The 21541-nt window shown below is 65.5% G+C and carries 24 protein-coding genes and 1 tRNA gene; 9 read left to right on the top strand and 16 right to left on the bottom strand.

Annotated features, from left to right (window positions below; translation table 11 throughout):
• Positions 1–136: 136 nt before the first annotated feature.
• The 6 genes from S58_RS26880 to ygfZ form a co-directional block, all read right to left on the bottom strand.
• Positions 137–643: a tyrosine phosphatase family protein gene (locus S58_RS26880; protein ID WP_015668553.1), complete on the bottom strand. Its 507-nt coding sequence runs from the start codon at positions 641–643 to the stop codon at positions 137–139.
• A gap of 129 nt (positions 644–772) precedes the next feature.
• Positions 773–997 (bottom strand): hypothetical protein, encoded by a 225-nt coding sequence (locus tag S58_RS26875; RefSeq protein WP_015668552.1) that lies wholly within the window; start codon positions 995–997, stop codon positions 773–775.
• Positions 994–1233: a hypothetical protein gene (locus S58_RS26870; RefSeq protein WP_015668551.1), complete on the bottom strand. Its 240-nt coding sequence runs from the start codon at positions 1231–1233 to the stop codon at positions 994–996. The genes S58_RS26875 and S58_RS26870 overlap by 4 nt, the downstream gene beginning before the upstream one ends.
• Position 1234: 1 nt before the next feature.
• Positions 1235–1852 (bottom strand): YfbR-like 5'-deoxynucleotidase, encoded by a 618-nt coding sequence (locus S58_RS26865; protein ID WP_015668550.1) that lies wholly within the window; start codon positions 1850–1852, stop codon positions 1235–1237.
• The gene (locus tag S58_RS26860) at positions 1849–2475 is read right to left on the bottom strand and encodes a DNA-3-methyladenine glycosylase I (RefSeq protein ID WP_015668549.1); all 627 of its coding nucleotides are present in this window, start codon (positions 2473–2475) and stop codon (positions 1849–1851) included. The genes S58_RS26865 and S58_RS26860 overlap by 4 nt, the downstream gene beginning before the upstream one ends.
• A 10-nt stretch (positions 2476–2485) precedes the next feature.
• Positions 2486–3370, bottom strand: a complete 885-nt coding sequence (gene ygfZ / locus S58_RS26855; protein WP_015668548.1) for a CAF17-like 4Fe-4S cluster assembly/insertion protein YgfZ — start codon at positions 3368–3370, stop codon at positions 2486–2488.
• 198 nt (positions 3371–3568) lie between these two features.
• Here ygfZ and S58_RS26850 point away from each other — a divergent pair, with 198 nt between their 5' ends.
• Positions 3569–4903 (top strand): dihydroorotase, encoded by a 1335-nt coding sequence (locus S58_RS26850; protein WP_042340956.1) that lies wholly within the window; start codon positions 3569–3571, stop codon positions 4901–4903.
• 415 nt (positions 4904–5318) lie between these two features.
• A complete protein-coding gene (locus S58_RS26845) occupies positions 5319–5762 on the top strand; it encodes a CBS domain-containing protein (protein WP_015668546.1) in 444 nt (147 codons plus the stop codon).
• Positions 5763–5912: 150 nt separating this feature from the next.
• Here the strand turns inward: S58_RS26845 and S58_RS26840 are convergent, their stop codons facing one another.
• Both S58_RS26840 and S58_RS26835 read right to left on the bottom strand, forming a co-directional pair.
• Positions 5913–6437, bottom strand: a complete 525-nt coding sequence (locus S58_RS26840) for a hypothetical protein (RefSeq protein WP_015668545.1) — start codon at positions 6435–6437, stop codon at positions 5913–5915.
• A 135-nt stretch (positions 6438–6572) separates the two neighbouring features.
• Positions 6573–7343, bottom strand: a complete 771-nt coding sequence (locus tag S58_RS26835) for an alpha/beta fold hydrolase (RefSeq protein ID WP_015668544.1) — start codon at positions 7341–7343, stop codon at positions 6573–6575.
• A 177-nt stretch (positions 7344–7520) separates the two neighbouring features.
• Between S58_RS26835 and S58_RS26830 the strand changes: the two genes are divergently transcribed.
• Both S58_RS26830 and S58_RS26825 read left to right on the top strand, forming a co-directional pair.
• Positions 7521–8516: an AraC family transcriptional regulator gene (locus tag S58_RS26830; protein ID WP_144058397.1), complete on the top strand. Its 996-nt coding sequence runs from the start codon at positions 7521–7523 to the stop codon at positions 8514–8516.
• Positions 8517–8682: 166 nt separating this feature from the next.
• Entirely contained in the window at positions 8683–9813 is a 1131-nt protein-coding gene (locus S58_RS26825) for a sterol desaturase family protein (RefSeq protein ID WP_015668542.1), read from the top strand.
• Positions 9814–11202: 1389 nt separating this feature from the next.
• Here the strand turns inward: S58_RS26825 and S58_RS26820 are convergent.
• From S58_RS26820 to S58_RS26805, 4 genes are all read right to left on the bottom strand, one after another.
• The gene (locus S58_RS26820) at positions 11203–11469 is read right to left on the bottom strand and encodes a hypothetical protein (RefSeq protein WP_015668541.1); all 267 of its coding nucleotides are present in this window, start codon (positions 11467–11469) and stop codon (positions 11203–11205) included.
• Positions 11470–11623: 154 nt separating this feature from the next.
• On the bottom strand, positions 11624–12004 hold the full coding sequence (locus tag S58_RS26815) for a TIGR02301 family protein (RefSeq protein WP_015668540.1): 381 nt from the start codon (positions 12002–12004) through the stop codon (positions 11624–11626).
• Between the two features lie 51 nt (positions 12005–12055).
• Complete coding sequence (locus S58_RS26810) at positions 12056–12487, bottom strand: NUDIX hydrolase (protein WP_015668539.1); 432 nt, start codon at positions 12485–12487, stop codon at positions 12056–12058.
• Between the two features lie 73 nt (positions 12488–12560).
• On the bottom strand, positions 12561–13082 hold the full coding sequence (locus S58_RS26805; RefSeq protein WP_083938832.1) for a hypothetical protein: 522 nt from the start codon (positions 13080–13082) through the stop codon (positions 12561–12563).
• Between the two features lie 86 nt (positions 13083–13168).
• On the opposite strand from S58_RS26805, the gene S58_RS26800 reads away from it, so the two are divergent.
• Entirely contained in the window at positions 13169–13936 is a 768-nt protein-coding gene (locus tag S58_RS26800) for an SOS response-associated peptidase (RefSeq protein WP_015668537.1), read from the top strand.
• Between the two features lie 160 nt (positions 13937–14096).
• Here the strand turns inward: S58_RS26800 and S58_RS26795 are convergent, their stop codons facing one another.
• From S58_RS26795 to S58_RS26780, 4 genes are read right to left on the bottom strand one after another with little or no spacing between them, the layout of a single operon-like run.
• Positions 14097–14678, bottom strand: coding sequence for an NUDIX domain-containing protein (locus tag S58_RS26795; protein ID WP_015668536.1), 582 nt, complete (start codon positions 14676–14678; stop codon positions 14097–14099).
• Between the two features lie 9 nt (positions 14679–14687).
• A complete protein-coding gene (locus S58_RS26790) occupies positions 14688–15143 on the bottom strand; it encodes a GNAT family acetyltransferase (RefSeq protein WP_015668535.1) in 456 nt (151 codons plus the stop codon).
• 15 nt (positions 15144–15158) lie between these two features.
• A complete protein-coding gene (locus tag S58_RS26785; protein ID WP_015668534.1) occupies positions 15159–16586 on the bottom strand; it encodes an FAD-binding oxidoreductase in 1428 nt (475 codons plus the stop codon).
• Positions 16587–16604: 18 nt separating this feature from the next.
• Positions 16605–17606 (bottom strand): L-threonylcarbamoyladenylate synthase, encoded by a 1002-nt coding sequence (locus S58_RS26780; RefSeq protein ID WP_015668533.1) that lies wholly within the window; start codon positions 17604–17606, stop codon positions 16605–16607.
• Positions 17607–17836: 230 nt separating this feature from the next.
• Here S58_RS26780 and S58_RS26775 point away from each other — a divergent pair.
• From S58_RS26775 to S58_RS26760, 4 genes are all read left to right on the top strand, one after another.
• Positions 17837–17913, top strand: a tRNA-Pro gene (locus tag S58_RS26775).
• Positions 17914–18005: 92 nt separating this feature from the next.
• On the top strand, positions 18006–18500 hold the full coding sequence (locus S58_RS26770; protein WP_042340239.1) for a MarR family winged helix-turn-helix transcriptional regulator: 495 nt from the start codon (positions 18006–18008) through the stop codon (positions 18498–18500).
• A 64-nt stretch (positions 18501–18564) separates the two neighbouring features.
• Positions 18565–20235 (top strand): FAD-dependent oxidoreductase, encoded by a 1671-nt coding sequence (locus S58_RS26765; protein WP_015668530.1) that lies wholly within the window; start codon positions 18565–18567, stop codon positions 20233–20235.
• Positions 20236–20387: 152 nt separating this feature from the next.
• Positions 20388–21512 carry an AraC family transcriptional regulator gene (locus S58_RS26760; protein ID WP_015668529.1) on the top strand — a complete coding sequence of 375 codons (1125 nt, stop codon included), beginning with the start codon at positions 20388–20390 and terminating at the stop codon, positions 21510–21512.
• Positions 21513–21541 lie beyond the last annotated feature (29 nt).

The following is a 21541-nucleotide window of genomic DNA, read 5'->3' as shown; positions in this document are numbered from 1 at the left end:
GGCGCCGGCTTTCGGGTAGGCGCGGCGAATCGGCCGATGGCCACGGCAGGTCGCACGATGGCCGTCGTTCCCTCTGTGTCAAACCGCGGAACATAAGTTCAAAGCGTGCCGGTACGCGGCTACGCAGCCTCGCAACTCACTCCAGATCGATCCGGAACGGCTGGCTGTCGACCATCATCGCGCCCGGCCCGATGGCGTCCAGTGCGCGCACCATGCGGCCCTGGCGCCCCAGCGCCCTGTCGGCGAGGCTGACGATCAGGCGGTTGGGCGAGGCGATCGGCGAGGCTTGGCGGATGGCCCAGGCGATGTCGAGCTCGTCGCGATTGGGGTTGAGCGCGCAGGCCGCGGCGAAGGCGCTGGCGGTGGAGCGGCTGATGCCGGCGTAGCAGTGGATCACGAGCGGCGCGGCGCGGTCCCAGCCGCGCACGAACTCCAGCACCTGGGTGACGTGGCCCTCGCTCGGTGCCATGAAGCCCGGGAGCTGCTCGGTGATGTCGTCGACCGAGACCCGCAGATGGTTCTCGGGAAGGATCGTCTGCGGCCGCTGCACCTGCTCGACATTGGCCATGATGGTGAGGACGTGACTGGCGCCGGTCAGGCGCACGGTCTCGGGCAGGGCGGCAAGCGAGCAGACATGGATCATGAGGGGCCTTTGAAAGCCCAATTATACGACCGCGCGTGCAAGCGCAAAAGCGGCTTTCGGAGGTCTGCTGTCGGGCTGGCGCATGCGTGCGACGCAAGCCTGTTGCGCCGCGTCAAGGCTGACCCGGCGTCAGCGCGTGTTCTTGAGGTGCCGCAGCTCCTGGCGGACGAGATGCGCCTTGCCCTCGATCTCGGCGTTCAGCCGCTCGAGGTGGTCGAGGACACGCTCACGGCTCGGAGAGGGCAACTCGACCGGCTTTTCGGACCAGGGACGGCGCACGAGCAGCGCCACCACGGCAACGGCCGCAGCGGTCAGGAGCGGAAAGCTCAGGGCGATGAGCTGGTGCATGGTCATCGAAGACCTCCCAGGATCCACTGACCGAGCAAATGTATGAGCAATCCCGTGACAATGCAAACCACGCCGGAGCCGTAGATCAGGCCGGCCGGGGTACTCGGCGGCAGCACGCCATAGACGAACTGGGCGAGCGGCACGAACGTTCCTGCGGTGACGATGGCGGTCCCCAGCGTGTTGAACCAGTTCGCCAGCAGCTTCAGGCGCTCGTTGCGGCGCTCGTCCGGCGTCAGCGGCATCTCAGCACGACCTCAGCACCAGGTTGAAGCGGGTCAGGAACTGCTTCTCGGCCTTGGCCGCGCTCCAGGGTGTCAGGTAGTCGGTGACGGTGGCGTCCGGCAGGCCGGGATCGCGGCCGAACAGCTTCTTCGCCTCGCTTTCGGAGAAGCCGGCGAGGCGGGTCGCCTCGAGAAAAGCGGCGCCGCGATCGGCGGCCTTGATCTGGCGCTCGATCTTGGGCGCAAGCTCGGCGGGCAGGCCGAAGCGGATGTGGATGGCGCCCAGCAGCCGCTTCTCGACTGACTTGTAGCTGCCGCCGAGCACCGCCTTGAACGGCGAGATCATGTCGCCGATGACGTATTCCGGCGCATCGTGCAGCAGCGCCGCGAGCCGCAGCCTGACGTCGATGTTGGGTTTGCGCGCGCGCATCACCGTTTCGACCAGCAGCGTGTGCTGCGCGACCGAGAAGATGTGCGCGCCTGACGTCTGGCCGTTCCAGCGCGCCACGCGTGCGAGCCCATGGGCGATGTCGGCGATCTCGACATCGAGCGGCGAGGGATCGATCAGGTTGAGCCGCCGGCCGGACAGCATGCGCTGCCAGACGCGGTCGTGCCCGCTCGGGGCCTTGTCAGTTGTCATTTGGGAGGCTTGAGGCGCGGGGCGCGGCGCTTGCCGCTGCAGGTCTCGTGGCAGAAGCAGGTGACGAGATGGTCATTGACCATGCCGGTCGCCTGCATGAAGGCGTAGACGATCGTCGGGCCGACGAACTTGAAGCCGCGCGCGGACAATTCCTTGGAGACCTTGATCGACAGCGGCGTCGAGGCCGGCACGCTCGCGGTGGTCTTGAACTGATTGACCTTCGGCGCGCCGTCCATGAAGTCCCACAGCAGCTTCGAGAAGCCGCCTTCCTCCTGGATCTTCAGCCAGGATTTCGCGCTGAGAATCGTGCCCTCGATCTTGGCGCGGTTGCGGACGATGCCGACATCGTTCATCAGCGCGTGGATCTTCTTGTCGGTGTAACGCGCGATCTTCTCCGGCTGGAAATCATCGAAGGCGCGGCGGAAATTCTCGCGCTTGCGCAGGATCGTGATCCACGACAGCCCGGCCTGGAAGCCGTCGAGGATCAGCTTCTCATACAGCGCGCGGTCGTCATATTCCGGCACGCCCCACTCGGTGTCGTGATAGGCGACATAAAGCGGATCACTGCCCGGCCAGGGGCAGCGCGTCAGACCATCCGGATGGACGACGGCAGCGCGGCTCATGCTGATGCGCTCAGGCGACCGTCTGCTTCGGCGGGCCTTGCAGGGCCTCGGGATCGGCGATGCTCAAGACGAGTCCGCCGGCGGTGAGCGGCGTGCCCGCCTCGATCGCCTCGGCGGCGCGGTCGATGCGCAGCAGCGCCATGCCCTTGTGCTGCGCGGCCGAGCCCATGGTGCCGATCGTCTTGTCGCCGGCCGTGATCGGCGTGCCCGGCTCGGGACTGGCTCCCTCGAGCAGCACCTGTGCGGAGCGCGTGCGCGTGGTGCCGCGATGATGCATGCGGCTCACGACCTCCTGGCCGACATAGCAGCCCTTGCCGATGTCGACGCCGTGCAGCCGGTCCATGTTGGTTTCGTGCGGAAACGCGTCGCCATACATGAAGTCGAGGCCGCCGCGCGGCACGCTGCATTCGATGCGGTGCGCCTCATAGACGGTGGAATCCACGATCTCGGCGCCGAGCCGGGCGGCGATGTCGGCAAGCGCGGCCTGCGGCGCGATGACGCGCGTGCCAAGGCTCTCGTGGCGCGGATCGATGAAGCTGGCCTCGATCGCCGTGCCGACCGCACCATCCCACAATGCGCTCACGCCGAGCTGGTCGGAAAGATTGGCGACCGCGACCTTGGCGCGCAGTTTGTACAGATTGAGCTTGTCGGTGAGCGCCTGCGCCAGCGCGCGCGGGCAGTCGAGCACGAAGCGCTCGCCGGCCTCGGTCGAGGGCAGTTGCGCCACCAGGAAATCGACGATGATCTTGCCCTGTGGCGTCAGCAGCGCGCCGAACCGGGCTTCACCAGGGTGGAGCTTGCCGACGTCGGTGGTGAAGAGACCGTTGAGGAACTTGCGTGCATCGTCGCCGCTGACCTGGACCACGCCCCGGTCGTCGAGAAACGTCGCTTTCATTCGAAAAACCTCTTGCGACAGGCCGCACCGAAACGTAAGCCGCGCTAGCATAAACCACAAGGCTGAAACGCCGCGGCGCGGTGGCTTCATTCTAAAGATCGAGGTTCACGCGGGCCTGCAGGCCAGCAAATGGGCAGGCGCGCAGCATGATCGATGCGTCTTGGGGTGATCAGGAGAATGAAATCCTATGAGGGCTTCATGAGCGCGCGGTTCGACGTCATTCTGAAATCCGGCACCGTGGTCAATCAGGACGGCGAGGGCGTCCGCGACATCGGCATCTCCCAGGGGCGCATCGTCGAGATCGGCGATCTCGGCGCGGCCTCCGCGGCCGAGATCATCGACTGCAAGGGCCTGCATGTGCTGCCCGGCGTCATCGACACCCAGGTGCATTTTCGCGAGCCCGGTTTGACCCACAAGGAGGATCTCGAAACCGGCTCGCGCAGCGCCGTGATGGGCGGCGTCACCGCCGTGTTCGAGATGCCCAACACCAATCCGCTGACGGTCACCGCGGAGGCGTTCACCGCCAAGGTCGAGGCCGGCCGCCATCGCATGCATTGCGACTTCGCCTTCTTCATCGGCGGCACCCGCGAGAACGTCGACCAGCTCCCGGTGCTGGAGCGCGCCGAGGGCTGCGCCGGCGTCAAGGTGTTCGTCGGCTCCTCCACCGGCTCGCTGCTGGTCGAGGACGACGACAGCCTGCGCCGCATCTTCCAGGTGATCCGCCGCCGCGCCGCGTTCCACGCCGAGGACGAATACCGCCTCAACGAGCGCAAGGATTTGCGCGTCGAGAACGATCCGCGCTCACACCCGGTGTGGCGCGATGAGGAGGCGGCGCTGCGTGCCACGCAACGTCTCGTCAATCTCGCGCACGAGACCGGCAAGCGCATCCACGTGCTGCACATCTCCACCAAGGAGGAGATCGTGTATCTGCGCGACCACAAGGACGTCGCGACCGTCGAGGCGACGCCGCATCATCTCACCTTGGCCGCGCCCGAATGCTACGAGCGGCTCGGCACCTACGCGCAGATGAACCCGCCGGTGCGCTCGGCCGACCATCGCGACGTGATCTGGTGGGGCGTGCACCAGGGCATCGTCGACATCCTCGGCTCCGACCACGCGCCGCACACCGCCGAGGAGAAGGCCAAGACCTATCCCGCCTCGCCCTCCGGCATGACCGGCGTGCAGACGCTGGTGCCGATCATGCTCGACCACGTCAACGCCGGCCGGCTGTCGCTCGCCCGTTTCGTCGACCTCACCAGCGCCGGCCCCGCCCGCATCTACAACATCGCCCGCAAGGGCCGCATCGCCGCCGGCTATGACGCTGATTTGACGGTGGTCGATCTCAAGCGCAGCGAAACCATCACCAACAAATGGGTCGCCTCCAAAGCCGGCTGGACCCCCTATGACGGCGTGCGCGTCACCGGCTGGCCCGTCGGCACCTTCGTCCGTGGTCAGCGCGTCATGTGGCAGGGCGAACTGCTGGCGCCAGCCACGGGCGAGCCGGTGCGGTTCATGGAGACGCTGCGGCCGTAAGGCTCGTCGCCGTTGTTAGCTCCGTCGTTGCGAGCGCAGTCAACCCGCAGAACTCCGTAGCCCGGATGAGCGCAGCGACATCCGGGTTCACCGCCACGGCACGTGAGACTCCGGATGTCGCGTCCGCCGACGCCTGTCGGCGCAGGCGTCCGCTCATCCGGGCTACAAGGCCTCCGCGTTCACGACGTCTGCCCCACACTGCCAATGCAACTTTGCGTCACCCGATGGTTCCGCTGTCGGGCACGACCGGAAGTCAGCAATCCGGGGATCGATAGGCCACTTGTGACCCTCGGCCATCGTTCGGGTCCACGGGTAGGCCGCACTGTATCGGCATTGCTGACGAGGCCGGATATTTCGACTATCCTCTTGGTGGACCATCAAGGCGGGGCAGGACAGGGTCCACGAGGGGAGATCGATGAGCACAGTCAGAAGCGCTCTGGCCCAGAAGACTGGCGCCGTGATCCATGTTCGTTCCGGCGACATGGTCGTCGAAGCCTTGCGCCAGATGCGCGACAACCGGGTCCGGTCGGTGCTGGTCATCGACGACGGGGTCCTGGTCGGCATCGTGACGCAGGGTGACTGCGCCATCAAAGTGCTGCTGCCCGGGCTCGACGCGAAGCAGACGCCGGTGGGCCAGGTGATGACGGGCGACCCGGTGACGGTCAAGCCGGACCACCGGCTGGACAGTTGCATGGCGATGATGTCTCAACGTAGTTTTCGCCATCTGCCGGTGCTGGACGCGGGCAAGGTCGTGGGCGTGATCTCGATCGGAGACGTCGTCAAGAACATCATCCGGGATCTGGAGCACAACGTGGACGACCTGATGGGCTACATCATGAAGGACGGCCCCGGGGGCTGACGGACGAACCGCGGGTGTACGAGCACGACGGTCGTCGCGCTCGCCGGAGCGGAAGTGGCAGCCGTGCCAAGTGTGGAGATCAGTGAAGCCGCACCAAGGGTCAGGAGCGCGGCGGAACAAGTCCGTCTGCCCATCATAACATCTCTTCCTTCAATGTTGTTTCGCGGTCGGTGCCGGCGGCACCGGCAGGATGATTTCAGAAGCGACCTTCCAAGCGTTGCCGATGCGAAGCCAGTTGACAATCATCAGGAAGGGCTTGGCCGTTCCGTCCTGTCCCGCATAGGAAACGGTGATGTTCATCGGAACATAGGACTCGGCGACATCGCGCGTCAGCCCAACGACCTTGAGCCGCGAATAGTCTGGCTCGAGCACGACTGGACCGGAACTGCCGATGTCATGCAGCTTCTGGTCAATCGCCTCGTTGCCCCAATAGCCTGCCCAGTTTCCTTCGGACTGGATCGCGCTCTTGGCGACTAACAGCGTCGAGGGCGATTGCCAAAACATCTCATGCAAACGTCCGAAATCGTGTTTGTTGGCCAATTCCATCAGCCTGGCGAATCTCGATTTGATCGTGCCGAGCGTGGCAGCGTCGAGCGGCTCCCGACCGGTCGCGTGTGCAGACACGGCAGCCGCGGAGAAAAGAGCCCAGGCAGCGCTGAGAAGGACCTTGTTCATGCGAAGAGTTCCCTTGATCTGGCTCGGTCATGCCGCCAGAGCGCGTGTTAGTCGCCGACTTACATTGTGCCAAAGACGTCCGGGAGAATTGGCCCGCATATTCGCCCGGCGCGAAAAGCGCCGGGCGTGGGACCGTCACTTCGCGCGCGCGGCCTTTTCGATGACCTCGGCCACCTCTTTCGCATGGACGACGAGCGAGGCATGGCTGCCGGCGACGTCGGTTGTCTGAGCCTTGATCCTGGCTGCAAACGACTTCTGCGCCTCGGGCGCGATGACCTTGTCCTTCGTGCTGATGACGTAGAAATTCGGCTTGTCATGCCAGGCCGCAATGGTGACAGGGGCCTCGAACGCAACGTGATTCAACGGCAGCTGTGACTTCGCGAGGTGCTCACCGATTTCCGGAGGAAGATCCGCAGCGACGGCTGACGGAAACACCTTGGGATCGATGTACAGATCACCCTTCGCGTCGGGCTTGATCGCTTTGGCGCCTTCGGTCGGCGGGCCGGCCTTTGCCAGCGACGCCAGGGATTCGCCGACCTCAGGCGCAAAGGCGGAAACATAGACCAGCGCTGAAACCTTGGGATCGTCGCCGGCCTGCGTGATCACGACGCCGCCCCATGAATGGCCGACCAACACGGTCTTGCCGTTCTGCTTTGCGAGCGCCTGTCTGGTGGCATCGACATCCGCCGCAAGTGAGGTGAGCGGATTCTCGACCAGCGTGACGTTGTAGCCTTTCTTGGTGAGAATATCGGCGACAGGCTGCCAGCTCGTCTGGTCCACGAAGGCGCCGTGCACGAGAACGATGTTTTGAGCCGCTCCCTTCGGCGGTTCGGCGGAATGGGCGGAGCCGACCAACGCCGACCCGGCCAGAAATGCGGTGGCAGCTGACAGGAGGATATTTCGCATCGAATGATCCTATGGGCATGTCGGACGGAACATCGTCCGGGGAATGGACAGGGCGTTTCCAATAAGCTCGCGGTTTTCCATCCGCCGTGGGCGATAGGGTCGCCGCACGTGAGGTTGGCCCCGCCGCGACATGACCTAGTCCGCAGTCCACCCGGACGATAGAGATCAATCGTCCGAATGTTGTGTTCGATCGTCCACCGAGTTAGTCTGGACAGAATGGACATCCTCGCCCAAATGCTCGATCGCGTTCGTCTCGGCGGGACCTTGCTTTTTCACTTCGAGCTCGGCCATCCCTGGCATCTGGAGCTCCCGGCGCGCCCGTACGCGTTGTTTCATTATGTCAGCCGAGGATCGGCGACTCTCGCTGTTGGGCAGGGACAAGAAATTCAGATGACCGAGGGCGATCTTGTCGTCATGACACGCGGCGAACCTCATGTGTTTTATTCGGATCGCCGGGCCAAACCTTTGCGTATTATCGATATCGATCGGGCGTCATCGCGGTTTGGCATCATTCGTCACGGCAGTCGCGTGAAGCCGCACTCGACCATGATCTGCGGCAATTTCACGGTGTCGCGGCCGACATTTGGCAGCGTGCTGGAGCTGCTACCGCCAGTCCTATTGTTGAGGCGGACGACGGACGGTGAATGGCTCGAAGCTATCCTGCGCCGCATGGTCAGCGAATCTGCGCTCGATCGCCCCGGCCAACGCGTCGTGCTTTCAAGACTGACGGAAGTGCTCTTTGTCGAGGTGCTCCGAAGCTGGATTTCATCTCTCAGTCCTGGACAAGGCGGCTGGCTCGGGGCCATTTCCGACCCCCATATCGGACCCGCGCTCAAGCTCATTCACGAAAATCCGGAACGTCCCTGGACTCTGAGCGGCCTTGGACATCGCGTCGGGCTTGGCCGCTCGGCATTTTCCGAACGTTTTACCAGGCTCGTCGGCCAGTCCGTGCAACGCTATGTGATTGAACGCCGTATGGCGGAAGCGGCGTTTCTGCTGGAAACCAGCCATGAGTCCATCGCACAGATTGCCAGCCAAGTCGGCTACGAGACGGCGGCAGCATTCTCGAAGCTGTTTCATCGGCACAACGGTCAGTCGCCGGGGCGTTACCGGGCCGCTCGGCGCGAAGGCCGTTCGCAATTGGACCACTCGGAATTACAAATATCCAATTGACCTCGACAACGCCGTCGCGATGGCTGCAATTGTGGCTCAAAGCGGACTTTGACTTCCGGGAATTTTAACTCTTGTCGGCCAAATACGTACCTTTAGCCGTTGGATTTGAGAAAATGCTTGCGCGCCTGCGCTGACGCGCCCGAGAATCTCTGTTGGGAGACGGTCGATGGCTCAAGACAGTTCAAGGCCGCGCATCGGCGAGGGGCGCATCGGTAGTTCTCTCTGCGCCGCGATCGGCGTGCTCAGCGCCGCTGCGGTGCTATGCCTGCGCTACCCCGCCTTTCTCACGACGCCGGAGCTGCGCGTCCATTACGACGTCGAGCTGCTCCGCCTCACGCTTGCGATCGCCATGGTCGTCGGTGCCTGGCTCGGCGTCCTCGGGATCGTGCTTGGCGGTCCGCGGGTGAGCGCTGCGATCGGCCTCAGCGCGCTTTTCCTCGCCACGCTGCTTGGCGGGCCCTACGTGCCGACACCGGATTTTCTCCAGCCGCACTTCTATCTCGGCCTCGACTGGCTGGTGCTCGATCTCTTCTTCACCGGCGCAGCCTTCGTGTTGCTCGAATGGGTCTTCCCACGGGTGCGGCCGGAGCAGGGGCCGCTCAGCCCCGGCTGGAGGCTCGATCTCGCTTATTTCGGCGTCAACCACCTGCTGATCGGCGTGTTCCTGGTGGTCTCGACCCATTTTGCCCATGACTACTTCGCCTGGGCGATCAGCCCGTGGCTGCAGGCGCATGTCGTGGCCCTGCCCGCGATCGTCCGCTTCGTGCTGGTGATCCTGGCGGCCGATGCCGTCGAATATATCTCCCACCGCACCTATCACGAGGTGCCGTGGTTGTGGCGGATCCATGCGGTCCATCATTCGCCCGAGCACATGGACTGGCTCTCGGGATCGCGCCTGCATTTTTTCGAGCCATTGGCCACGCGCGCTTTGGTGCTCGTGCCGATCGTCCTGCTCGGCTTCCCGCAGGACACGATCTTCGCCTATCTCATTTTCATCTCGGTGCAATCGGTGCTGATCCATTCGAACATCAAGATGGATGTCGGCTGGCTGCGGTACATCATCGTCACGCCGCAATTCCATCACTGGCACCACGCCTCGGACGCCGAGGCCCTCGACAAGAACTACGCGGCACACACGCCGCTGTTCGATATGCTGGGCGGAACCTGGCACCTGCCCAAAGACCGTTGGCCCGTCAATTACGGTACGGTGAAGCCGATCCCCGGCGGCATGCTCGGCCAGTTCGTGCACCCCTTCGTCGGGCCGGTGAAGGAATTCCTCGAACATCGAAACCCATGACGGGTGTGTTCTGCTGTTGCCAGCATGAGAGCAGCTGCGTGTTTGCTCGCTGAGGAAAATCTGGTGAGGGGATGTTGGTGAAGCGTGCTCTCCGGCAATTTCGGTGACTGGAGTGGAGTTGTCCGCCCAGTTTCGAAAGATGCCGACCGCAGTCTTCTGTTGGTCAGTCTAAAGTGAAGCCCCGAACGGAAAGCCGGTGGAAGCTGCGCGCGGTCCATGTCCGAGTCGAGGTCCGTAGCGGACACAGCTGAGGCTGCGGCTGAGGTCTGCTTTCGGCCCAGGCTGTGTGACACAGCCTGGGCCCTTTCCGGACATTGTCGTGAGCCCGTTGAGGTCCACCTTCGAAAGCTAAGCGGCAGCGCGATGGAGTCCATCTTTACGTCGGTAGGGTGAGTTGACCGGTTGCTGCCCCGGTCCACCCGACGGGCAAATCAGTGCACGATTTTGCTTGTCACGCCCACGCTCTGGGGCACGGCAACTACACAAAACGCATGCGCCGCAACGGCAATTTTGCGCAATGTCTCAACGTGATCGCGCTTGCAGCACCTTTCGGGCGAAAGAATTCACTTTCTTTTTTTCAGAATCCATGTCACTCCTCCACCCATCCCGCCTCAACGAGAGGGGCGTACGCGCGGTCGTCACGAGACGCGAGGCGGGGAGGCGGTGGACGTGTCGGGTTGCAGCGTGGCTTCGGCTAGCGCGGACGAACAATCTTGATGCGGACGTCAAGTCGCGTGGTCCTGGTCTCCCGATGCCGAGGTCAAGCCGGCGCTCGATGCGAGAGCATCGGCGCAGGCGATGGGGGCAATCAAGCCGGTCCCCAGGGAGAGCGCGAAGCAAGCGTTAAAACCATCGCGCAGGGAAGGCTGGGCTCATCCGGCTGCACCTGTGGTTCCTGCCCCGTGCTTCTTGTTCGCACGGGGGCCATGGGCGTCAGCCGACGCCCAGCCTTCCCTGCGCCCTCGATCTTGCGAGGGACGAACGCCGGTCATCGCTCGGACGCTTAAGCGTCGCGAGGACGACGAGGTGTGCCCGCTATTTGACATGTGAAGGTGAGCGTTGGGCTCGAAGGCAGCGCTGCGATTGACCTGCACTGCTGCGGTGGTCCGCCGGCCTTGCGACATTCACCGCTGTCATCCCCGCGAAGGCGGGGATCCAGTACTCACCGGCAGCGTGATCGACCGAGAGGCCGCGGCGTACTGGATGCCCGACTTCGCGGGCATGACGACCGAGGTTGTCGCGCGATGTCAGCCTACGCGGGCACATCAGCGCGTCTCGCAGTCTCGTAGCCCGGATGAGCACAGCGACATCCGGGGGGCACCGACGCAGCGGATGAGATCCCGGATATCGCTTTCGCTCATCCGGGCTACGCTCGAGGAGCTTGGGAAACTACTGCGTCGACCGGATCAGCGAGAACTCGCCGTTGCGGACGCGCTCGGGCATGCCCTCGACGAAGGTCGCGACCGCGTCCTCGCCATAGGTGGTGACGAGCTCGGCCAGCGCCGCGAACAGGCTGGCCTGCGCCAGGCAGTCGCCGTCGACGCCGTCATGGCGCGCTTCCGCCCAGGCTTCGTTGAGGTAGCTGAGCGCGGCCTGCTTCTGCTCATGGTCGGGCAGGACGGCGGGGAGGGCGCTGAAGGTGACGGGAAAGCTCATTGAATTCAGTCTGGCGGGGCCGCGAGGCGCGTTGAATTCCGAACGCGGGCGCGCCGGACGAGTGAGGTTTACCACGCAGGACGCGGACGCCTAGGCCAGTTGTTTAGGAAAGGTTAACAGGGTTAACGCAATCGGGGATAACGTTCCCGCGGCCTCAATTGGCATAGCGCGCCGTGAGGTCCCGCGAGATCTTGGAGCCCTCGTCGATGTAGCGGCGGATCGCCACCATCGCGGCCGGCGTGCAGGTCCGGTAGGTCTGCTGAAAACCGTTATAGCCGCGGTTGAAGCCGGCGATCATGCGGGCGCGGCGCTCGCCCGACGGTGTCTCGGCATCGACCAGCGCCTGCATCTGGTTGCGCCATTTGGCGCCTTCATTGCTGCCGCAGATGCCGCGGAGGTAATGCAGGGTGCCGAGGATCTCGGCCAGCCGCTGCAGATCGCCATCGAACGGCGCGGCCGCATCCTGCGCCCGCACGGGGGCGGCGGCGCAGACCGTGACGAGCATGAGGAGGGCCAGCAGGCGTTTGGAAATCATCGGAACCACGCCCTTGATATGCCTTTGCCGGCAGGCCGACGCAAGGCGCGCTTACAGCAGCGCCCGGGCGGCAGCGATGATCTCCGGCAGCCCGTCGGTCAGCGTCAGGCCGTCCAGCGCATCGGGGACGCGCCACTGGAAATCGTCCAGTTCCGGGTTGAGCCGGACCTCGCCGGACTGCCAGCGCGCGGCGAACGGCAGAATCACGTAGTGACCGCCGCCTCCCTTGCCTCCCTGACTGGCCGGCAGCACCTCACGCCAGCCGGCCAGCCCGATGAGGGCGATCGACAGCGCCGTCTCCTCCATGACCTCGCGCGCGACGGCCTCATGCAGGGTTTCGCCGAACTCGACCCGGCCGCCCGGCAGGGTATAGACGCCCTTGGCCGGGGATCGCGCCCGGCGCACCAGCAGGAGCTTGCCGTCGCGGAAGATCGCGGCGCTGACGGCGAGCTGGGGATGGCGCGGAGGTGTCGGATCGATCATTCGATGGGGAGCTCCGGGAGCGGGTTCCCACCCTAACGTGAACATCGCCGCAGTGGCAGCCCCGTTATGCGGATCAGAAGCTCGCCATGATCGCGTCGACCGTATCGACCTCGTCGACCGGATCCGGATCGATCTCGATGTCGCCGTTGATGATGCCGCCGGCCTGCGCCACCAGCGGCTTGACCCAGGCGGCGGCCTGCTCGGCGAGCTTGGCTTTGGTCGCGTCCTGCTTGGCGTCGCGCATCGCGCTGCCGACCGCGAGCAGGATCTCGGTCATGGTCTTGGTGAGCTGGTCGAATTTATTGCGAATTGACGGCTCGGCCTGCTCGTAGGCATCGATGACGAGATCGCGGGCCTTGAAGTTGGTGTGCGTGAAATGTTCTGGATAGGTCAGCGGCGACCATGCCAGGAAGTCCTCGGCGCACTCCGGAATGTCCGGAATCATTTCGAGCAGCATGACGGCTTCGTTGAAATGATTCAGGTAGTCGGTGGCGAGGCCGGTGCGCGGATTGATGTTGGCAGCGCGCAGCATCGCGGCACGCGCCGGATCGATAGCGCTGCCTGCCGGTCGTTGGGTCGTGCGATCGGAAGGCACGGATTGGGTCGCCGCTACGGTCATCCGCCGCAGTGTTGGCAACCCAAGTTAAAAGGTGCTGAACACACGACGATTTGAGTGAGATTATGTGTGGACGCTTCGTGATCACTTCACCACCCGCGGCTCTCAGGCAGATCTTCGGCTACGAAGAGCAGCCAAACTTCCCGCCGCGCCACAATATTGCTCCGACACAGCCGATTCCCGTAATTCTCCTGGACCAGGAGAAGCGCCGGTTTCGCCTGATGCGCTGGGGTTTCATGCCGGCCTGGGTCAAGGATCCCCGTAATTTCACGCTGCTGATCAATGCACGTTCGGAGACCGTACGCGAGAAGCCCGCGTTCAAGAATGCGATTCGGCGCCGCCGCGTTCTTGTGCCCGCTGATGGGTATTACGAATGGCAGGTGATCGACGGCCGCAAGCGTCCGTTCTTCATCCATCGCAGCGATCGCGCGCCGCTCGGTTTCGCCGCGCTCGCCGAGACCTGGATGGGACCGAACGGCGAGGAGGTCGATACGGTCGCGCTTCTCACGGCGGCCGCGAGCGGTGATCTCGCGACACTGCATCACCGTGTTCCCGTGACGATCCGGCCGGATGATTTCTCGCTCTGGCTCGATTGCCGCAGCGATGACGCCGACGAGGTCATGAGGCTGCTGGTCGGGCCGCGTGAAGGTGAGTTCGCCTGGTACGAGGTCTCGACACGCGTCAATGCGGTGGCCAATGACGATGATCAGCTGCTGTTGCCGATGACCGAAGAGATGCGCGCCCTCGAAGATGCGCAGCGCAAGCCGGCCAAGAAGGTTGCATCCCGAAAAGTTTCAACTTCGGTCGATGGCGGGCAGGGTAGCTTATTTTGAGGCCGGATGTTTCAACAGAACAGGTCGTCATCCCCGCGAAGGCGGGGATCCAGTACGCCGCGGCCTCTCGGTTTGAAACGGATGTCTCTGGAATACTGGGTCCCCGCTTTCGCGGAGGACGACAGCGCAGCAAGATCGGCGGCCGATGCGTTGGCTCGGTTCAGACGAAGATCCTCAGTGCCGCGTGCTGCAGCAGCATGATCGTCTTGGCGTCCTGGATGCGGCCGTCGGCGATCATCGCCAACGCGTCGTCGATCGAGAGTTCCAGCACCTCGATCTCCTCACCCTCATGCGCCAGCCCGCCGCCGGCGCTGACGCGCATCTCGGGCTCGTACGCCGCGACGAAGAAGTGGATCTTCTCGGTGACGACGCCCGGGCTCATGAACGCCTCGAACACGAACTTGACGTCGTGCAGCCGGAACCCGGTTTCCTCTTCGGCCTCGAGCCGGATCCGCTCCTCGGGCGAGGCATCATCGAGCAGCCCGGCCGCGGCCTCAATGAGAAGATCGTCATGGCCGTTGAGGAAAGCCGGATAACGGAACTGTTTGACCAGGATGACGCTGCGCTGCGCGAGATTGTACGGCAGGATCGCCGCCGCGTTGCCGCGGTCGAACACGTCGCGGCTCTGCATCTGCCAGGTGCCGTCGTCGCGCCGCCACTCGAACTTGGTCGAGCTCAACGTGCCGTAATGGTCGGACAGCACGCGCTTCTCGTGCACGCGGATGCGGTCGGAGATGCTCATGGTGGACCTCTATTTCATGCCCGGCGTAGGGTCGCGACCGTCGAGCCATTTCGAGAACACGACGCTGTCCTGCACGGCGTAGTCGAGCTGATGATAGAACGCCTGCACCTTGGTGTTGTCGCCGCGCACCATCAGCATCAGCTTGAGGACGCCGCGCGCACGCAGCCAGTCTTCTGCGGCGGCCATGATGGCGCGGCCATGATCGCGGCCGCGATGATCGGGATCGACGCTGACGTAGTAGACCCAGCCGCGATGGCCGTCATGGCCGACCATGGCGGACGCCGCGATCGCGCCGCCCACGCGGCCGACCAGGATGGTGGAGCTGTCGCCGCGGCGGGCGAGGGCGATGTCGGCGGCCGGATCGTTCCACGGCCGCGTCAGGCCGCAGCGCTGCCACAGCGCGATGATGGCGGGCACGTCGGCATCGGTGATGTCGGAGATCGCGAGAGCGGGGGCACTGTCCATGGGAGCGTCGAAAGCCTAGAGCACCTTGCCGGGATTCATGATCCCCAACGGATCGAACTGCGCCTTGATCGCGCGCATCAGCGCGATGGCGGTCGGATCTTTCACGTCGGGCAGTTCGTCGCGCTTGAGCACGCCGATGCCGTGCTCGGCCGAGATCGAGCCGCCCATCCGCAGCACGATCTCGAACACGACCGCGTTGACCTCGTGCCAGCGCGCGAGGTAGTCGGCAGTCTCGGCGCCGATCGGCTGGCTGACATTGTAGTGGATGTTGCCGTCGCCGAGATGGCCGAACGGCACCGGGCGTGCACCCGGCATCAGCTTCACCACGGCGGCGTTGGCCTCTGCGATGAAGGCGGGCACCGCGGCAACCGGCACGGAGATGTCGTGCTTGATCGAGCCGCCCTCCGGCTTCTGCGCCGCCGAGATGTCCTCGCGCAGCTTCCAGAACGCCATGCGCTGGGCGAGGCTGTCGGCCATCGCGGCGTCGTCGACGATGCCGTCCTCGAGGCCCTGTTCCAGGATCGTCTCGAGCGTGGCGCGCGCATCGTCGCGCGAGGACGACAGCTCCATCAGCACGAACCAAGGATGCGCGCCCGACAGCGGCGCGCGGTTGCCGGCGGCGTTGCGGATCGAGAAGTCGAGCGCGATCGCGGCGATCAGTTCGAAACTGGTCAGGCTGCCGGCGGCCTCGCGTTGCGCGATTGCCAAGAGCTTCAGCGCGTCCTCCGGCGACTTCAGCCCGACGAACGCGGTCTCGATCGCGCGCGGCTTCGGGAACAGCTTCAGGCTCGCCGCGGTGATGATGCCGAGCGTGCCCTCGGCGCCGATGAACAGGTTGCGCAGGTCGTAGCCGGTGTTGTCCTTCTTCAATTTCGACAGCGCATTGAGCACCCGCCCGTCGGCCAGCACCACCTCGACCCCGAGCGCCATCTCGCGCGCGACGCCATAGGCGAGGGCGGCGGTGCCGCCGGCATTGGTCGAGAGATTGCCGCCGATGGTGCAGCTCCCCTCGGCGCCGAGCGACAGCGGGAACAGCCGATCCACCTCGGCGGCCTTCTGCTGCGCGACCTGCAACACGACGCCGGCCTCGGCGATCATGGTGTTGGAGGCGGTGTCGACCTCGCGGATCCTGTCCATGCGCTTCAGCGAGACGACCACCTCGCCATTGTGCGGGGTCTGGCCGCCGACGAGGCCGGTGTTGCCGCCCTGCGGCACCAGCGCGATACGGTGCTGACTGGCAAGCTTGCAGATCGCTGCCACTTCAGCGGTCGAGCCCGGGCGCAGCACCAGCGGCGAGCGGCCGTGGAACAGATTGCGCTCCTCGGTGACGTAAGGCGCAACGTCGGTTTCCGCGGTCAGCGCCTGGCGCTCGCCGACGATGGCGGCGAATTGCGCGATCAGGTCGGGCGGCAGCGGCGGAAAGGCAGGCTGGCTGATGTTCATGGTCGGCTACTTCCAGTGTTATCTCGGCGCGGCGGCGCGGCGCAGCCGGTCATTGATGGCCTCGCCCAGTCCGTCGCTCGGGATCGGCATCACGGCGATGCTGCGCGCGCCACTCCCATCGAGGCTGCGAAGATAGCCGAAAAGATGCGTCGCCGCCTCTGCCGGATCGCCTGTTGGCGACAGGTTCAGGATCGCGGTGGCTTCGCTGGCGCCAGGCAAGGTCAGGGGTCCGAAGGCGAGCAGGGCCTCGCCGGGCGCGACCTCCGTGGCGTCGAGGCGGACGCTGGCGCGCGGCGCATAGTGCGAGGCCAGCATGCCTGGCGCCAGCGGCTGCTCCGCGTCCTGCGCCTCGGGGGCGGCGGGCCGCGCCAGGGAGCGGCCGAGCACGGCCTCGATCGCCTCGCTCGGAACGCCGCCGGGGCGCAGCAGCGTCGGCGCATCGAAGCAGCCGACGATGGTCGATTCGACCCCGACCTCGACCGGCCCGCCGTCGAGGATCAGGTCGATCCGCCCGCTGAGATCGGCCGCGACATGCGCCGCCGTGGTCGGAGACACGTGGCCGGAGACGTTGGCGGAGGGCGCCACCACGGCGCCGCCGAACGCGGCGATCAGCGCCTGCGCCGTCGGATGCAGGGGCACGCGAATGGCCACCGTGTCGAGCCCGGCAGTGGCGAGATCGGCCACCGGGCAGCCAGGGGCCTGCGGCACCACCAGCGTCAGCGGCCCCGGCCAGAACGCGGCGGCCAGGCGCTCGGCCGTGGCATCGAAGCGGCCGATCCGCCGCGCAGCGGCGAGATCGGCGACATGGGCGATCAGCGGATTGAAGGCCGGCCGGCCCTTGGCCTGGTAGAGACGCGCGATCGCGGCGGCATTGGCGGCATCGGCGCCGAGGCCATACACGGTTTCGGTCGGGAACGCGACCAGGCCGCCGCGCGCGAACGTCGCCGCGGCTTGCGTGATTCCAGCCGCGTCGGCCGGCAGGATCAGGGTGTCGATCGCGATGCTGTCTGCTGCGGGCATGAATGGTACGGGACGATGCTGGCTTTCACGCTCGCCTATAGCGGGCGCAGCCGTTCGAATGAAGCGCGCAAATCGATCGCTGAGCTGCGCGTGCGCCATGGCCCCGGGGCAAAGTGCCGTGACCTCAACGAGTTAACCGATCCTCTTGCGATCGTCCATTTCGATGCGATTTCCTTCCTTGTGTGCCTTGCGGAGACGGACACCCAACGCTATAAGCCGGCTTCCTTAGTCGGAGCGTGGCTCAGCCCGGTAGAGCACTGCGTTCGGGACGCAGGGGTCGCAGGTTCGAATCCTGCCGCTCCGACCATTCTTCGCGTGACATCTCACGCGTTTCCCGATTTCACCTCGTGCTTGCTGCGCTGGCCCAGCGTAGCCTGACGACGCGAGGTGCCTCCCGACATGACAGCGCGATATCAACGTAAGGCGCCGCCCGCGGGACAGGCCGGTACGGCATGGCGTCATGCCAATATCGGCCGGCTGCTCAACAATGCGGTGCGCCGGTTCGAGGCCCGCGTCCTCGAGCTGATGGCGGCGAGCGGGCACGGCGAGACGCGCATCGCTCATGTCAGCCTCACTCGCAACCTCGACGTCGAGGGCACGCGCCTCACTGAGCTTGCGCGCCGGGCCTCGATGAGCAAGCAGGCGATGGGCGAACTGGTCGATCAGTGCGCGGAGCTCGGACTGGTCGCGCGCGAGGCCGATCCGCACGATGGGCGCGCGCGCGTCGTGCGCTTTACGCCGGCCGGCCTGAAATGGCTGGCAGCGTTTGGCGATGCCGTCGATGTCGCCGAGGCCGAGATGCGCAAGCAGCTCGGCAAGGCCGCGATGGAGGCCATCGTGCAGGGCCTTTCGGTCTATGGCGCGCAGTTCGACACGCTGGAGGATGCGAGATAGTCAGGTTGCTTGACTATTTCCTCGGACGCCGTAGCATCGTCCCCGCATTCTGGGGAGACGCGCCGTGACCACGCCTCTGACCGCCTCCGTCCTGATCGTGGGCGGCGGGCCCTGCGGGCTGATGCTCGCCAACGAACTCGGCCGTCGCGGCGTCTCCGCGATCCTGATCGATGAGAAGCCGGGCACCGCCTTCAACCCGCAGGCCAACGCGACCCAGGCGCGGACGATGGAGCACTACCGCAGGCTCGGCTTCGCCGACGAGATCCGGCGCGCCGGTCTGCCGGGCGACTATCCGACCGACGTCGCCTATTTCACCCGCTACACGACTTACGAGCTGGCACGCTTCCAGCTGCCCTCGGCAACGCGCGCTGTTGAAATGGTGAAAGGCCTGTCAGGCTCCTGGAGCGCAGCCGAGCTGCCGCATCGGGTGTCGCAGAAATTCGTCGAGGCCATCCTGCGCCGGCATGCGGAACAGCTTGCGGGCATCCAGCTGCATTACGGCCACCGATTGATGGGTTACGTTGTCGATGATGACGGCGTCACGGCCGATGTCGAACGCGTCAGTGACGGCGCGCGCATGAACGTCAGCGCCGCATTCCTGATCGGCGCCGATGGTCCGCGCTCTCTCGTTCGTCAGTCGCTCGGCATCGCCTATGGCGGCTCCACCGGCGTGCAACGCGATTTCATGGGCGGCCGCATGCTCGCCGTCTATCTCCGCTCGCCGGGGTTCTATGCGAGTGTGCCGCATGCGCAGGCCTGGATGTATGTCTGCTTCAACCGCGACCGCCGCGCCTTCATGGCCTCGGTGAACGGGCGCGACGAATTCGCCTTTCACACCCAGCTGCGGCCCGGCGAGGACGAGAGCGCGATCACGGCAGCCGACGCCAAGGCGGCGTTCCAGCGGGCCTGTGGCACAGCCATTCCGTGCGAGGTGCTCTCGCATCTCACCTGGACCGCCGGTCACGCGCTGGTCGCCGAGATCATGCAGCGCGGCCGGGTGTTTCTCGGCGGCGATGCGGCGCATCTGTTCACGCCGACCGGCGGCCTCGGCTACAACACGGCGATCGAGGACGCGGTCAATCTGGGCTGGAAGCTCGCGAGCGTCGTCAAGGGCATCAGTCCCGTGGCGCTGCTCGACAGCTACGCGGCCGAGCGCCGCCCGGTGGCGCTACGCAACACCGATTTTGCCCGCCGCTTCGCCGACTCGCTCGGCCTGTTCGCCGCGGTGCCCGAGATCGAGGATCCGACGGAGGCGGGGGCCGAGGCGCGCCGCGTCGCCGGCGCCTATCTCGAGCAGCATGGGCGCGCCGAGTTCAACATTCCCGGCATCACCTTCGGCGGCCGCTATGATAGTTCGCCGATCATTGTCTCCGATGGGACACGGCCGCCGCCTGACGCCGCTAATGTCTACGTCCCGAGCGCCTGTCCCGGCGGCCGCGCGCCGCATGCCTGGCTGGAGCAGGGCGTATCGCTCTATGACCTCTTTGGCTTTGAATGGACCTTGCTGAGGTTCGAGGGCGGTGACGTCGATGATGATCAGCTGCGTGAAGCCGCGGCGGCGTTGCGCGCCGACGTGAAGATCGTCACGCTGCCGCGCGCCTTGCGCGATCTCTACGAGGCCGATCTCGCGCTGATCCGTCCCGATCAGATCGTAACCTGGCGCGGCAGTGCATCGCAGGCCGGCATGCTCGGGCCCGTGCTGGCGCAAGCCCTTGGTCACGGCGCGGGCGCGTAGCCGGAGCCGACGCTGTGACCGGTGCCGTAGCTTTGACGCCGGCACGGCGCTGGCGTAATTGAGACCGGCTCCTCGTCGCAGGCGGTGCATGCGACGTGCGAACAATGAGGCCTCGTCATGGTCGCGCTGCAGGCCGCGGTGTCGTGAACAGCATGTCTCTCCCGGCCCTCGTGCTTGGCGCCCACGGCGCGGCGTGCGGATTATTCCTGCTGGCCGCTGGCCTGACCTGGCGCGACCGAAGCCGCACCCGGATCGGACAGTTGACGGCGGCGGTGCTGCTCGGCGCCGCCGCAGCATCGGTCAATTCGGTGCCGGGCTTCGGGCAAGCCTGGATCGTCTGGCGCGCGCCCGTGCTGGCGCTGGCCGCCGGCAACGCCGTCGTGTTCTGGCTGTGGGCGAGGGCGGTCTTCGACGATGAGTTCATCCTGCGCGCCCGGCATCTGGCATTGTGGGTGCTATTCGTTGCAAGCGAACTGCTGAGCGCCTACGGCCCCGTCATATGGTCACCGCTGGACCCGGTCGGCGACCTCGCCGACAAAGTCGTGCAGATCGCGGGCCTTGGGCTTGCGGTGCTGGCTGCCGCGCAATCGATGGCGACATGGCGCGGCGATCTCGTCGCGGGCCGGCCGCGTCTGCGTGTCGTGGTGCTGCTCGGCAGCGTGCTGTTCATCGCGATCGATACCCTCTACGGCTCGGGTCTCGGTGCGCGCGTGATCACGCCGGCCGCAATCGATACGATCCGCGCCGCCGGGCTGTGTGGGCTTGCGGCGATGGCGGCATGGAGCCTGCTGCAGGTCGCGCCTGTCGGTGCAGCTGCGGCCATGCTGCCGCGGCGCGAACAGGGACCGGCCGCCGCGCCGGTGTCACGAACTCCTGCACCGAATGCCAATCCGTTGCTGCTGAAACGCCTGGAGCAACTGATGACGCAGGAGCGCATCTTCCGGCAGGAGCGGCTCACCGTCGGCGCGCTGGCCGCCCGCCTTGCCGTGTCCGAGGAGCAGCTGCGGCGCGCCATCAATGAGGGTCTCGGCTATCGCAACTTCAACGCCTACATCAATCACCACCGGCTCGCCGAGGCCAAGGCGGCGCTGGCGGATCCGAGCCAGCTTGCCGTGCCGGTGCTGACGATCGCGATGGATGCCGGCTTCCAGTCGCTCGGTCCGTTCAACCGCGCCTTCAAAGCCGACACAGGCCTGACGCCGACCGAATACCGTCGAACGGCGCGCGAGGTGCCGCCATCCGATGCGTCCGGCCCGGCTGACCGAAAAATCGGCTAGCCGAAACCGGGAGTTCGGCGAGCCGGGGA

It is taken from the genome of Bradyrhizobium oligotrophicum S58 (assembly GCF_000344805.1).
Classification (GTDB): domain Bacteria; phylum Pseudomonadota; class Alphaproteobacteria; order Rhizobiales; family Xanthobacteraceae; genus Bradyrhizobium; species Bradyrhizobium oligotrophicum.
This window is presented reverse-complemented; position numbering and strand designations above follow the sequence as displayed.

Bases quoted from the DNA above. Each gene is read 5' to 3' on its own strand.
- S58_RS26840 (WP_015668545.1), bottom strand. From the start codon at position 6,437: ATGAACAAGGTCCTTCTCAGCGCTGCCTGGGCTCTTTTCTCCGCGGCT.
- S58_RS26870 (WP_015668551.1), bottom strand. From the start codon at position 1,233: ATGCCGCTGACGCCGGACGAGCGCCGCAACGAGCGCCTGAAGCTGCTG.
- ygfZ (WP_015668548.1), bottom strand. From the start codon at position 3,370: ATGAAAGCGACGTTTCTCGACGACCGGGGCGTGGTCCAGGTCAGCGGC.
- S58_RS26770 (WP_042340239.1), top strand. From the start codon at position 18,006: ATGACAGCGCGATATCAACGTAAGGCGCCGCCCGCGGGACAGGCCGGT.
- S58_RS26875 (WP_015668552.1), bottom strand. From the start codon at position 997: ATGACCATGCACCAGCTCATCGCCCTGAGCTTTCCGCTCCTGACCGCT.
- S58_RS26860 (WP_015668549.1), bottom strand. From the start codon at position 2,475: ATGAGCCGCGCTGCCGTCGTCCATCCGGATGGTCTGACGCGCTGCCCC.
- S58_RS26835 (WP_015668544.1), bottom strand. From the start codon at position 7,343: ATGCGAAATATCCTCCTGTCAGCTGCCACCGCATTTCTGGCCGGGTCG.
- S58_RS26880 (WP_015668553.1), bottom strand. From the start codon at position 643: ATGATCCATGTCTGCTCGCTTGCCGCCCTGCCCGAGACCGTGCGCCTG.
- S58_RS26760 (WP_015668529.1), top strand. From the start codon at position 20,388: ATGTCTCTCCCGGCCCTCGTGCTTGGCGCCCACGGCGCGGCGTGCGGA.
- S58_RS26810 (WP_015668539.1), bottom strand. From the start codon at position 12,487: ATGATCGATCCGACACCTCCGCGCCATCCCCAGCTCGCCGTCAGCGCC.
- S58_RS26780 (WP_015668533.1), bottom strand. From the start codon at position 17,606: ATGCCCGCAGCAGACAGCATCGCGATCGACACCCTGATCCTGCCGGCC.
- S58_RS26785 (WP_015668534.1), bottom strand. From the start codon at position 16,586: ATGAACATCAGCCAGCCTGCCTTTCCGCCGCTGCCGCCCGACCTGATC.
- S58_RS26790 (WP_015668535.1), bottom strand. From the start codon at position 15,143: ATGGACAGTGCCCCCGCTCTCGCGATCTCCGACATCACCGATGCCGAC.
- S58_RS26850 (WP_042340956.1), top strand. From the start codon at position 3,569: ATGAGCGCGCGGTTCGACGTCATTCTGAAATCCGGCACCGTGGTCAAT.
- S58_RS26845 (WP_015668546.1), top strand. From the start codon at position 5,319: ATGAGCACAGTCAGAAGCGCTCTGGCCCAGAAGACTGGCGCCGTGATC.
- S58_RS26795 (WP_015668536.1), bottom strand. From the start codon at position 14,678: ATGAGCATCTCCGACCGCATCCGCGTGCACGAGAAGCGCGTGCTGTCC.
- S58_RS26820 (WP_015668541.1), bottom strand. From the start codon at position 11,469: ATGAGCTTTCCCGTCACCTTCAGCGCCCTCCCCGCCGTCCTGCCCGAC.
- S58_RS26800 (WP_015668537.1), top strand. From the start codon at position 13,169: ATGTGTGGACGCTTCGTGATCACTTCACCACCCGCGGCTCTCAGGCAG.
- S58_RS26865 (WP_015668550.1), bottom strand. From the start codon at position 1,852: ATGACAACTGACAAGGCCCCGAGCGGGCACGACCGCGTCTGGCAGCGC.
- S58_RS26825 (WP_015668542.1), top strand. From the start codon at position 8,683: ATGGCTCAAGACAGTTCAAGGCCGCGCATCGGCGAGGGGCGCATCGGT.
- S58_RS26815 (WP_015668540.1), bottom strand. From the start codon at position 12,004: ATGATTTCCAAACGCCTGCTGGCCCTCCTCATGCTCGTCACGGTCTGC.
- S58_RS26830 (WP_144058397.1), top strand. From the start codon at position 7,521: ATGTTGTGTTCGATCGTCCACCGAGTTAGTCTGGACAGAATGGACATC.